Source organism: Aggregatibacter sp. oral taxon 458 str. W10330 (assembly GCF_000466335.1).
In the GTDB taxonomy this organism is placed as follows: Bacteria; Pseudomonadota; Gammaproteobacteria; order Enterobacterales; family Pasteurellaceae; genus Aggregatibacter.
In genome coordinates this window covers 62588-74256 of sequence record NZ_KE952608.1, presented here as the reverse complement: position 1 = coordinate 74256, position 11669 = coordinate 62588, and the positions used below count along the sequence as shown (strand labels likewise).

Sequence of the window (11669 nt, the reverse complement as noted above, 5' to 3'; positions counted from 1 at the left end):
CGTGTGTGATTTGGTCGTGCATCAAGATGCACGCTACACCCGGAATCGGGAATGTCCAGAAGGGTTAAATAACATTTCGTGCGTGATTTGGTCGTGCAACAAGTTGCACGCTACGTATGAAATCGTGAATTACGCATCGAGGTTAATCATTCGTACAATAGGTATAATAAAAAACCTGTGCTGAGTGTTTCTCAGTCACAGGTTTTTTTGATCGCGTTATGGCAATATTATTGTTTTATACCACCAAATGCACCGCGAGATTGATCCGCCTCATTGGTGAATAACCCACCCATTTCTTGAGCATTTTCACCGAAGAATCCACCTTGGGTTTTGATACCATTTACTTCACCGGCAAAGCTATTCGCAGTAATTTTACCGCCAAAATGCATTTCCGGCACGGCATTGGTTTTCTTCATGATATTAATGTCAATGACTTTATTGGCAAAATCAGCGGTCGCTTTCATTTCAGTTCTCTCACTGAAATTTCTATCGCCATCTTTCTTATAAACAGCCCCTCCTTTATATTCAGCGCTACCTGCAGTAGGAATTTGCGCAACAGCGGTCGGCAGACCTTGGGCAAAGAAGTATTGATTGCCGGTTAGATTGTCAACATAGGTTCCGAATGCACTGGATTTAAAGTTATCATTACTTAAAATAGTTTGGCCTTCTTTTTGGAGATTATAGGGATCATAGACTTCATCACCGAACTCATCGATGGCTCTTCTTAGAATATTGATATCAACAATTCTGCCATTTTCATCAATGATGGCCAGATCACGGATATCTCGTGTTAAAAGACGGGCAGGGCTATTTTGTTTGCCGACTAACGTGCCGCCGGAGATTGTTTCCGTCATTTCACCACTAGCGCCACCAAAAATTTTATCACTGAGCGGAATACGTGATTTTTCATTAGCTTGTAACGTTTCTAATTGTTTTAAACGTTTTTCAGCCTCTTTCTGTGCTTCTTGTGCAGCATTTTTCTCGGATTCAGTTTTTTGGCTGTTGGCTTGTGCCGCTTTGGCTGCCTCTTCGGCTTTTTTTAATGCCTCTTGTGCAGCGTTTTTCTCAGCTTCAGTCTTTTGGCTCTTAGCTTGTGCGGCTTTAGCTGCCTCTTCGGCTTTTTTCAGTGCTTCTTGAGCTGCTTTTTTCTCGGCTTCAGTTTTTTGGCTGCTGGCTTGTGCGGCTTTAGCGGCCTCTTCGGCTTTTTTCAGTGCTTCTTGAGCGGCATTTTTCTCAGCTTCAGTTTTTTGATTATTAGCTTGTGCAGCTTTAGCAGCCTCTTCCGCTTTTTTCAGTGTCTCTTGAGCAGTACTTTTCTCTGTGTCAGTTTGTTGGCTTTGTGGTTTTTCTGTTTGAGTTGCCTCTTCAGCTTTTTTGCCTGATTCAGTTTGTTTTTGGCTATTCGCTTTTGCTGCTTCTTCCGCCTTTTTCACGGCATCTTCCGCTTTTTTATTGGCTTCTGCAATTTTTTGGTTGAGTTCAATTTCGGTTTGACGAATTTGTTCAGAATTGTCTGTACCGCCTTTTGAACTGGAAGAACACGCACTTAATGCCATAATACAAGAGAGTGCAATGATTGAGGGTTGAAGTTTATTCATAGGAAAGTCCTTTAAATGAGTTTATAGATTAAATAGACAGCTATATAATCTACAAAAAATGAGAATAATTTGCAATAGCATTGTCAAATTTATCTAATTTTTGTAAACTTTATCGCAGTATTACTTAATTAACTCTCAGGTGAATATATGCCTCTTAAATATCCTCTTTCCTTAGGTGCATTATGCGTGCTAGTAGGTTTGCAAGCATATGCAGAAGAACAAACCGCATTAGATACTATTACCGTTGATGGAAATGCGACTGAAGTCAAAGCGAATCAAATCAAAAAGACACGTAAAGTGATTCAAGAAGAGCTGATCGCGGATAATTATGACTTGGTGCGTTATGCCACCGATGTCGGCATTAGTGATAATGGTCGGCGCAATAAAGGCTTTGCGATGCGTGGCGTTGAAGGCAATCGCGTTGGTATTAGTATTGATGGGGTGAATTTACCTGATTCAGAAGAAAATTCACTTTACGCGCGTTATGGTAATTTTAATAGTTCACGTTTGAGTATCGATCCTGAATTGGTGCAAGGCATTGATATTATGCGTGGTGCGGATTCTTTTAATGCAGGAAGTGGTTCATTAGGCGGTTCAGTAAATTACCGCACTTTAGGGGCAGATGATATTATTCTGCCGGAACAAAAGTGGGGTGTCTTACTTAAAAATGGTTATGCCAGTAAAAATCGCGAATGGACAAACACATTAGGTGTTGCCTATAAAGATGATAAATTTGATGCAACATTACTTTATTCTTATCGCAATGGCCATGAGATGAAAAGTCGTGGCAATGGCGAGGATATCTCCGGTAATGCGCGAGGAATTCCTGATCCGTCACATCATAAGAATCACAGTTATTTAGCAAAGATGGGGTATTTTATTACGCCGTCACATCGTGTGAGTGCGTCATTTAACGGTCAAAGTGCGGATAATTTTATTGATGAAAAATCTTATACGCTCAATCTCAGTTCTTGGCGTGAGTCTAAAGATATTGGAAAACGCTATAACGCCAATTTAGCCTATGAATATTTTCCGGAAAATAATCGTTGGTTAAGTTATTTAAGAACCGATTTAGATTGGCAAAAAACAGATATTGGTTCAAAAAACTATAAAGGCGGACGACGCTATAATTCTGATTTTACAGAACTTTTACCGCAAAAGCATTTATATGAAATTCAAGATACGCATATGAATACACGTTTTATGCGTGCCTCATTACGTGCTGAACTTATGCCATGGGAAAGCCCTTGGGGAAGTCATCAATTCACCTTAAGAAGCGGAATTTCGCAAAAAGATTTTGATAACCGTAACAACCATGAATATCCCAATGATAAGGGCAGTAGTGCAAAAGATAGCGAATCTATTCAGCATCCGGTAAGAACACGTTCGTTTTTTGCTCAATTACAAGATAGCGTTACATGGAATGATATGTTCTCTAGTCAATTAGGCGTTCGTTATGACTGGGACGAATTAGTACCACAGGATTTAAAAGCCACTTGCCGTGCTTGTAGTCGTAAACCGGCTTCAAATACCTTTCAAAGTCTAAGTGGATCATTAGGGCTAGACGCACAACTTAATGATATTTGGAAAGTCGGTTATAACGTTTCCAGCGGTTTCCGTATTCCAACAGCATCTGAAATGTATTTTTCTTATGAACATCCTGCGGGTAACTGGATTCCGAATCCGGATTTAAAAGCTGAACAGGCATTAAATCAGTCTATTCACATTCAAGCGGCGCATCAATTAGGTCTCTTTGGGCTAAATGTTTATCATACCCGCTATAAAAACTTCCTCACTGAACAGGAATCAACCTATAAAAAATGGAATAAATTTTATAATTCGCATAGTGCCAGCTATGGTCAGCAGCCTTATTACACCACCATTGCACAGCAAGCAGTCAATATTGATCGTGCGCGAATTTCCGGTTTGGAGTTCAATAGTAAAGTTAACTTAGATCAGGTGATTTCGACAATTCCACAAGGCTGGAAATTCCTTGCTAATCTTGGTTATGCCAAAGGAAAATTAAGTGGCACGGAAGCAAGTTTACTGTCTATTCAGCCGATTAAAGTCATTTTAGGTGTTGGTTATGAAGATCCGAATGACCGTTGGGGGATTAATGCCAAAGCAAGCTATCTTGGGGCGAAAAAAGCCAAAGATGCGCAAGTTGTCCAATATACCTCAGATTTTGTGAGAGAGGTTAAAACTTATCCTTATCTTAATGGTTCCGCCGTGTTATTCGATTTATATGGCTTTTATAAAGTTAATCGTCATGTCACATTACGAGCCGGGGTGTATAACATATTGAATCGTAAATATCACACATGGGATACCTTACGCGGGATTAACAAAGTGAGTACAACCGACTCCGTAGATAAAGACAGAAAAGGGCTAGAGCGTTTTTATGCACCGGGACGCAATGTTGCCGGTTCTATTGAAATTCGTTTCTAATTTGCCTTGAATTGCTTTAATTCATTCTAAACGAAAAAGCCCTGATATCTCAGGGCTTTTTTTCTTAAAATAATTGTTTAATTTGTGCGGTGCCTAAATGTCCCGGCAATGTTTTTTGCAGTGTGAAATTGGCATCCAATACTAAACTGGACGGATAACCGCGCACTTTTCCTCGTTTAATGGTTTCTCCCTTTTCATCTAATAATACAATGATGTTTTTGTAATCCAACCCTTTGTACCACTCAATGAAATCTTGGGTTTCCTTTTCGCCTTTGGCTCCCGGAGAAACGATGGTGATAACGTCAAAGTTTTTGCTTTGATCGGCACTCAGTTCGTTAATTTCCGCTAAGCCGGCAAGACAAATCGGGCACCAAGACGCCCATGTTTTGACATAAACCGGTTTGCCTTTGGTGGTTACTTGATCGAGTGTAACCACGTTATTATTTAAGTCCTTAAATTGAACGTCTTTCAATGTGTTTTCTCCTTCGGCAAAGCTATTTACGCTGAATGCCATGAATAATAATGCAATAATTTTTTTCATAGTTAATATTTCCTTTTATTGTAAGTTATTGGTGATGAGTAAAACGCCCATGACGATAATTAATAATCCGCCGACAATTTTGAATTTACCTAAGTGTTTATTCAGTGCTTTGCTGCGTTTGAGCAGTTCTTGGGAAAACAAGGAGAACAGCACAAACGGGGTAGCCAAACCGAGTACATAAACTAACATCATTCCTGCGCCATATAATGCAGATCCTTCGTCACCGGAAAGTGCCAACACGGAAGCTAAAATCGGGCCGATACAAGGGGTCCAACCAAGACTAAATGTTAGCCCTAAGAAGAAGGCTTCAAAGGAGGCACTTTTCCCTTCGGTTTTTACTTCCACCACTTTGGTTCTTTCTAAGAAATTCAACTTGATAATACCTAATTGGTGAATCCCTAAAATAATGACGATAATACCGGCAATGATTCTGACGTTATCATTAAAGAACAAATTGCCGAGAAAACCGAAGCTAAATCCAAGGCTCACAAAGGTTAAGGATAAGCCTGCAATGAACAAAAAGGTGTTCAGAATCTTTCTGCCGCCTTTTGCCAAAATCCCAAAATAAATGGGAATAATGGGGAAGATACAAGGCGACAAAAAGGAGGCAAGTCCGGCAAGGAAAACCGTGCCGATTAATAATTGCTGATCAAACATTTTTTACTCCTTCACCGCATTAATCAGATAGCCATAGTTTTCCTTTGCCATGTCTTCCAATGGAATGAATTTGATGGAGGCGCTGTTAATGCAATAGCGTAAACCGCCTTTATCTTTCGGGCCATCGTCAAACACATGGCCTAAATGGGCTTTTCCGCTACGACTGATGACTTCTGTTCTGAGCATATTAAAACTGTGATCGTCTTGATAAGTTACCACCTCTTTGGCAATCGGTTTGGTGAAACTCGGCCAACCACAACCGGATTCAAATTTATCCTTAGAGGAGAACAACGGTTCGCCCGTGGTAACATCCACATAGATGCCCGGTTTGAAGTTATCCCAATATTCATTGCTGAAAGAATGTTCGGTATTTTTGTTTTGTGTCACGCTATATTGTAACGGGGTTAATTTTGCTTTGAGTTCCGCATCACTTGGTTTTGGGTAGTCTTTTTCGTCAATAATGACGTTATTGGCTTGCTCCAAATCAATGTGGCAATAGCCATTCGGATTTTTCTTTAAATAATCCTGATGGTAGTCTTCCGCCAACACATAATTGCGCAACGGTTCCACTTCAACTTGAATTTTGTTTTTGTATTTTTCTTGCAGTGCGGCAAGTTCTTTCTCAATCAGGGGCTTATCTGCAGCATCTTGATAATAAATGCCTGTGCGATATTGTCTGCCACGGTCGTTGCCTTGTTGGTTGACACTGGTCGGATCAATCACTTGAAAATAATATTTCAGTAATTTATCTAACGAAATTTTATTGCGATCATAGGTTACTTTTACCGTTTCTGCGTGATCCGTAATGCCGATCATTTGATAACTGGTTTTGTCACCTTTGCCGTTGGCATAACCGGACACGGCATCTTCCACGCCGTAAATACGTTCCATATAAGCTTCAATGCCCCAAAAACAGCCACCGGCTAAATAAATCTCGTGAAGATCTTTTGTTGCTTCAGACATATTGCTTTTCTCCATGGTTGGTTGAACGTGATTTTCTGCCATAACACTTGTCGGGATTGCCGCACAGGATAAAAGTGCGGTCAATATCAGGACTAATTTTGATTTTTTCATAATAATTCCTTTATTACAGATGAAATAATGAAAATGGTACCCTTTCATTTATGTTAGACGGTGGGACTGCAAATTACTTACATATTTTTTCAAAAAAGACAGAAAAGAGGAGTGAGGTTAGGGGAGGAGGGCGCGGATGAGCTCATGTCATGCACGCCCGAAAAGGAGCTTAAAGCTGGTGATACACTTTCAATGCATACGCATCTGACATGCCCGCAATGTAATCGCAAATCACGCGTTTTTTACCGCTTTCTTCTGCGTTCCGCCAGCGGTTGGCGGTGTTGGTTGGAAGTAATCGTTGCGGATCCGAATCAAAAATTTGGAACAGCTCCGTCAAAATACGCTGACCTTTATATTCTACACGTTGCGTTTCCACATTATTGATCACGTATTTCTGGACAAAATTTTTGAATACTTTCAATACGCCCACCACTTCCGACGGTAATTCCGCGTTATAACGCAACAGCGGATCGCTAAATTCAGGCTGAATTTTCCAACGCACATTAGTGATGAAATAATTCACTAACGCACCGATAGCGTTTTTGCGTAAGTAATGTTGATCGGAAAACAGTTTTGTACTGATATCTTCAATATGTTGTCGCATCCAATCTGATTGACAGTCGTTCAATGCATTCAAGGCCTCTTGCCATTGCTGCACATTGACCACACCGACGACGATGGCATCTTCCAAATCATGCACGCCATAAGCGATGTCATCCGCCAGCTCCATAATGCTACAGTCGAGGGATTTGAAACGGGTCTTTAAAATCTCTTGCGGATTTGACCGCACTTTTTGGAGTGAACCGAATAACGCACGATCACTTTCAGAAAGCGGTTCGAGCAACCAGTTAAACATGTCAAGATCGTCACGGAATAATCCTTTGCCCGGTCGCCAGTTAGCGATTTTGACATAACGAGGATCACTGTGTTGGCTTTCCGCGAATTGATCATATTGTGCGGAAGAAACATCCAAAATGGTCGGGTATTTCACAATGCCAAGAATCGTACGACGGGTTAAATTCATCCCCGCATTGGGCGTGTAAGGTTCAAGCTTGGTGAGCAAGCGAAAAGTCTGTGCGTTCCCCTCAAAACCGCCATTATGGCGCATCATATAATTGAGTGCCACTTCGCCACCATGCCCAAAAGGCGGATGACCGATGTCGTGCGCAAAACATAAACTTTCGATTAAATCATTGGTGGGCAACAAAGGGCTAAGTTGCTTTTGTAACTCGCTTTTATCCTGAGACAGTTGTTGTGCCAAGGTAACAAAGGCTTCAGCAAATTTGAGTTGCGCCACAAGGCTGCTGCCGATTTGTGCCACTTCTAAAGAATGGGTTAATCGCGTGCGGTAAAAATCATTTTCGCCCACGGCATGAATTTGCGTTTTTGCCTGTAAACAGCGAAAAGCAGCAGAATGGAGAATACGCCCGCGATCACGACGAAAGGACGGGCGGTGGTCTTTTTCCCGAGGTTGATCGTCAATAAAACGTTGCTGCCAACGGGGATTAATTTGATTTTTCATGCTATACCAATGCGTAGATCAATTTGAAGACAAAAGGTGCCAAAATTGAGCTAATGATACCGCACAATACTAAAGAAATGGAACTGTAACTCCCTGCTTTTGCATTATTTTCCATGCAACTTACCGTGCCAAGCGCATGAGAAATCGCACCAACGGATAAGCCGATCGCTTCTTGATTTTTCAACCCGATTTTTTTTAAGAGCAGATAACCAAAAATCGAACCTTGCAAGCCGGCAACAACGACACCCACCGCAGCAACAGAAGGGATCCCGCCCAAATTTTCAGATACTGCCATAGCAATCGGTGTAGTAATGGATTTCGGTAAAATGGTCGCCACAATATCCGGTTTTGCGCCAAGAAGTAACGCCAATGCCGCTCCACTAAACATGGCCAAGAGAGAGGCGGACACAGTGGTAATTAAAATAATCTGCCAGTGACGGCTGATTTGTCGAAGTTGCTCATATAACGGTACTGCCAATGCCACAATACTGACGCCTAACAAATTATTCAGCGGCGCATTACCAGCCATATAACTATCATAAGGCAAATGAAAGGCCAGCAAGACAGCCACTAACATCAATACGGTTAACACAAAGCTATTTAATACCACCGATTTCCAGCGTTGATTGATTTTCACCGCCAAAACAAAAGCAAGAATTGTCAATAACGTATATGCATAAACAAGATAAGACATCATTCCTCCTTCGCCCGTTTTTTCATAATTTTATGTTTGAGGTGCGTAAAGGATTTGAGGGAAAACAGATAGTCGGACAGTAAACCGATTACAACCAAGGTCACGCAAGTACTGACAATATTCGGCACTAATAATTCTTTCATTTGATCCATGAGCAAACCGGAATATTTGACGATTCCCACACTGACCGGCACAAATAATAACGCCATATAACGAATTAAAAGACGGGAGGAAAACATCACCCACTCCACTTTGACGATACGCAAAATTAAGCAGGTAAACAGCAGTAATAACCCCCAAATACTCGATGGAATACCAATAGGTACGTAATGGGCGACTAAACCGCCAAGATAGAGCATAAGATAAAGAATGAGCAACGATCTTGCTAATTCAAACGCTTTCCGATACATAAACAAACTCAACTTTTTTTTAAACTTTAAAATAAAGATGTAAGGTCATTCTACGCCTATTTTAGTACTTAGGTTAGTACTTCGGGGGAATTTTTTATGACAAATTTTCTGTGTTTGTTAGATAGGATCCTCAAAGCCTCATTTTATCGTTGATAAATTGCCTCACTATAACGATAATTGGCAAACTTCACCCACCTGTTTTATATCGTAAAATTTAGGATAAAAAATGTTTAACCTTATTATTGCTGTTCTTTGCAGCGTTGCGGTGTCTGTCTTACTAAAAGTCGCGCGCAAACGTCATATCGAGATTCAACAAGCCATTGCCTTTAACTATATTGTGGCGTTGTCACTGAGTTGGTTTTTATTGAAGCCGGATTTCAAAGGGCTTGAGTTTACTGACTTTATCGCACAAAGCGAAAATACGCCGATTTTCTTAGCATTAGGTATTTTATTGCCAAGCGTGTTTATTATTATGTCTAAAGCCGTAGAATTCGCCGGTATTGTACGTTCTGATGCAGCACAACGCTTATCCTTATTTTTACCCATTCTCGCTGCGTTTTTAATTTTCCACGAAACCCTAAGTCAATCAAAAGTCGTTGGTATTGTGTTGGCATTTGTCGGGTTGTTTTGCCTTTTAAGCAAACCGAATCAACAAAGTGCGGTCGCTTTTCGAGGTATTTTGGGCTTAGTCGGTGTATGGTTTGGTTATGGCATCATCGATATTTTGTTTAAACAAGTAGCGAAAAGCGGGGGAGCATTCCCTACGACGCTATTCATTGCGTTTTCCTTGGCTGCCTGCATTATGTTTATTTACTTGTTCTTCAAACGAACTCAATGGAATGTCGCAAGTTTTGTGGGCGGCATTATTTTAGGTGTGCTGAATTTCTTCAATATTCTGTTTTATATTAAAGCTCACCAGAGTTTTGGCTCGAATCCGACATTGGTTTTTGCTGGCATGAACATTGGGGTGATTTGTTTAGGTACGATTACCGGCGCATTAATTTTTAAAGAAAAAATCAGTAAAATTAACTGGTTAGGCATTGTATTCAGTTTGTGTGCAATTTTCTGTTTGTATTATTTAGATAAAATCTTGGCTTAAATTTGAGAAAAATGATGGCAAAAAACGATTTCAGCTTTTTCATTTATGACTATGAAAGTTTTGGTGTCAATCCGGCAACCGATCGCCCGGCGCAATTTGGCGGCATTCGTACAGATGCGGATTTTAATATTATCGGCGAGCCCGTTGTGTTGTATTGCAAGCAAACCAACGATTATTTGCCTTCACCGGAAGCGGTGTTAGTTACAGGCATTACACCACAGGAGTGTAATGAAAAAGGCCTGCCGGAACCGGATTTTGCCGCGCGGATTTTACAGGAATTCAGCCAACCCAATACCTGTGTCATGGGCTTTAATAATATTCGTTATGACGATGAAATGACACGCTATACCTTTTATCGCAATTTTATAGACCCTTATGAATATAGTTGGAAAAATGGTAATTCCCGCTGGGATTTGTTGGATTTAGTGCGAGCGTGTTATGCCTTGCGTCCTGATGGCATTGAATGGCCTTTAGATGATGAAGGTATGCCGAGTTTTCGTTTAGAAAAATTGACAAAAGCCAATGGAGTAGAGCATACCAATGCGCATGATGCTATGTCTGATGTGTATGCCACCATTGAAATGGCAAAATTAATTAAGCAAAAACAGCCGAAGTTATTTCAATATTTTTTTGAAAATCGTGGAAAAAAAGAGATTGAAAAGCTCATTAATACCGCAGAAATGACACCGTTAGTGCATGTGTCGGGGATGTTAGGCAATTATCGTGGAAATACGACATTAATTGCGCCTTTAGCATGGCACCCAACGAATAAAAATGCGGTGATCGTATGTGATTTAACAGCCAATATTGATGATCTGCTAACAAAATCGGCAGAGGAGTTGCGTGAAAATCTTTATACGAAGAAAGAAACGTTGTTAGAGACTGACGTGCTTCCTGTTCCATTAAAGCTCATTCATATTAATAAATGTCCTATTGTGGCACCGGAGAAAACCTTATTGCCGCAAAACGCTGAACGTTTAGGGATTAATCGAGCGTTATGCGAGAAAAATCAACAGCGTTTGTTGGCATCTAAGGATGTTCGTCAAAAAGTCATGGATATTTTTCAGCAAGATCGCGAGTTTGAAGCATCTGATAATGTTGAAACTGAACTTTATAATGGCTTTTTTAGTGATGCAGATAAAAACAATATGGCGATTTTACGCACTTTGGAGCCCGAAAAGCTCGCTGAACATAATCTGAGTTTTCAAGACCCAAGAATCCCTCAATTGTTGTTTCATTATCGTGCGAGACATTTTTATCGCACATTAAACCGAGCTGAACAAATTAAATGGCAAAAATATCGCCGGAAAAAATTAGAGGCTGAAGTTTTGCGATTTGAGCAAAGCCTTCAAGCATTAGCCGCACAACATGCAAACAATGAAGAGAAACTGATTTTATTACAAAAAGTTTATGAATATGGTAATAAGATAATTGATTAGAAAGTGCGGTCAAATTTTTTAATGTTTTTCCAATAGAAGGAAAGAGACAACGTCACTAATTATTTAAAACACATCACGGAAAATGGTGTGTTTTTTTATAGCCAGCCAAAGTCTAGCTATAAAAACCATACCCTATGCGTAAATAGCTAAGCAATGAACAGAAAAAAATCCTCGCTATATAATGAAC

Annotated in this window: 10 protein-coding genes; 3 read left to right on the top strand and 7 right to left on the bottom strand. The window is 40.4% G+C overall.

Annotation, left to right across the window (positions count from 1 at the left end):
• Nucleotides 1–227: 227 nt before the first annotated feature.
• Nucleotides 228–1598 (bottom strand): transferrin-binding protein-like solute binding protein, encoded by a 1371-nt coding sequence (locus HMPREF9065_RS0109480; protein WP_021616237.1) that lies wholly within the window; start codon nucleotides 1596–1598, stop codon nucleotides 228–230.
• Between the two features lie 147 nt (nucleotides 1599–1745).
• Between HMPREF9065_RS0109480 and HMPREF9065_RS04125 the strand changes: the two genes are divergently transcribed.
• Nucleotides 1746–4046 (top strand): TonB-dependent hemoglobin/transferrin/lactoferrin family receptor, encoded by a 2301-nt coding sequence (locus HMPREF9065_RS04125; RefSeq protein ID WP_021616236.1) that lies wholly within the window; start codon nucleotides 1746–1748, stop codon nucleotides 4044–4046.
• Between the two features lie 64 nt (nucleotides 4047–4110).
• On the opposite strand, the gene HMPREF9065_RS04130 is transcribed toward HMPREF9065_RS04125, so the two are convergent.
• The 6 genes from HMPREF9065_RS04130 to HMPREF9065_RS04155 form a co-directional block, all read right to left on the bottom strand.
• Nucleotides 4111–4587: a redoxin family protein gene (locus tag HMPREF9065_RS04130; RefSeq protein WP_021616235.1), complete on the bottom strand. Its 477-nt coding sequence runs from the start codon at nucleotides 4585–4587 to the stop codon at nucleotides 4111–4113.
• Between the two features lie 15 nt (nucleotides 4588–4602).
• The gene (locus tag HMPREF9065_RS04135) at nucleotides 4603–5244 is read right to left on the bottom strand and encodes a cytochrome c biogenesis protein CcdA (RefSeq protein WP_021616234.1); all 642 of its coding nucleotides are present in this window, start codon (nucleotides 5242–5244) and stop codon (nucleotides 4603–4605) included.
• A 3-nt stretch (nucleotides 5245–5247) separates the two neighbouring features.
• Nucleotides 5248–6318 (bottom strand): peptide-methionine (R)-S-oxide reductase MsrB, encoded by a 1071-nt coding sequence (gene msrB, locus HMPREF9065_RS04140; RefSeq protein ID WP_033002563.1) that lies wholly within the window; start codon nucleotides 6316–6318, stop codon nucleotides 5248–5250.
• Nucleotides 6319–6487: 169 nt separating this feature from the next.
• The gene (locus HMPREF9065_RS04145) at nucleotides 6488–7840 is read right to left on the bottom strand and encodes an anti-phage deoxyguanosine triphosphatase (RefSeq protein ID WP_021616232.1); all 1353 of its coding nucleotides are present in this window, start codon (nucleotides 7838–7840) and stop codon (nucleotides 6488–6490) included.
• Nucleotide 7841: 1 nt separating this feature from the next.
• Nucleotides 7842–8537, bottom strand: coding sequence for a CidB/LrgB family autolysis modulator (locus HMPREF9065_RS04150; RefSeq protein WP_021616231.1), 696 nt, complete (start codon nucleotides 8535–8537; stop codon nucleotides 7842–7844).
• The gene (locus tag HMPREF9065_RS04155) at nucleotides 8534–8944 is read right to left on the bottom strand and encodes a CidA/LrgA family protein (protein ID WP_021616230.1); all 411 of its coding nucleotides are present in this window, start codon (nucleotides 8942–8944) and stop codon (nucleotides 8534–8536) included. The genes HMPREF9065_RS04150 and HMPREF9065_RS04155 overlap by 4 nt, the downstream gene beginning before the upstream one ends.
• Nucleotides 8945–9170: 226 nt before the next feature.
• On the opposite strand from HMPREF9065_RS04155, the gene HMPREF9065_RS04160 reads away from it, so the two are divergent.
• Together HMPREF9065_RS04160 and sbcB are read left to right on the top strand one after the other, a co-directional pair.
• Nucleotides 9171–10043, top strand: coding sequence for a DMT family transporter (locus HMPREF9065_RS04160; protein WP_021616229.1), 873 nt, complete (start codon nucleotides 9171–9173; stop codon nucleotides 10041–10043).
• 14 nt (nucleotides 10044–10057) lie between these two features.
• The gene (gene sbcB, locus HMPREF9065_RS04165) at nucleotides 10058–11482 is read left to right on the top strand and encodes an exodeoxyribonuclease I (protein WP_198009766.1); all 1425 of its coding nucleotides are present in this window, start codon (nucleotides 10058–10060) and stop codon (nucleotides 11480–11482) included.
• Nucleotides 11483–11669 lie beyond the last annotated feature (187 nt).

What these genes read in the sequence shown, in the direction of transcription:
- HMPREF9065_RS0109480 (WP_021616237.1), bottom strand. Translation starts at nt 1,598, where the DNA reads ATGAATAAACTTCAACCCTCAATCATTGCACTCTCTTGTATTATGGCA.
- HMPREF9065_RS04125 (WP_021616236.1), top strand. Translation starts at nt 1,746, where the DNA reads ATGCCTCTTAAATATCCTCTTTCCTTAGGTGCATTATGCGTGCTAGTA.
- HMPREF9065_RS04130 (WP_021616235.1), bottom strand. Translation starts at nt 4,587, where the DNA reads ATGAAAAAAATTATTGCATTATTATTCATGGCATTCAGCGTAAATAGC.
- HMPREF9065_RS04135 (WP_021616234.1), bottom strand. Translation starts at nt 5,244, where the DNA reads ATGTTTGATCAGCAATTATTAATCGGCACGGTTTTCCTTGCCGGACTT.
- msrB (WP_033002563.1), bottom strand. Translation starts at nt 6,318, where the DNA reads ATGAAAAAATCAAAATTAGTCCTGATATTGACCGCACTTTTATCCTGT.
- HMPREF9065_RS04145 (WP_021616232.1), bottom strand. Translation starts at nt 7,840, where the DNA reads ATGAAAAATCAAATTAATCCCCGTTGGCAGCAACGTTTTATTGACGAT.
- HMPREF9065_RS04150 (WP_021616231.1), bottom strand. Translation starts at nt 8,537, where the DNA reads ATGATGTCTTATCTTGTTTATGCATATACGTTATTGACAATTCTTGCT.
- HMPREF9065_RS04155 (WP_021616230.1), bottom strand. Translation starts at nt 8,944, where the DNA reads ATGTATCGGAAAGCGTTTGAATTAGCAAGATCGTTGCTCATTCTTTAT.
- HMPREF9065_RS04160 (WP_021616229.1), top strand. Translation starts at nt 9,171, where the DNA reads ATGTTTAACCTTATTATTGCTGTTCTTTGCAGCGTTGCGGTGTCTGTC.
- sbcB (WP_198009766.1), top strand. Translation starts at nt 10,058, where the DNA reads ATGGCAAAAAACGATTTCAGCTTTTTCATTTATGACTATGAAAGTTTT.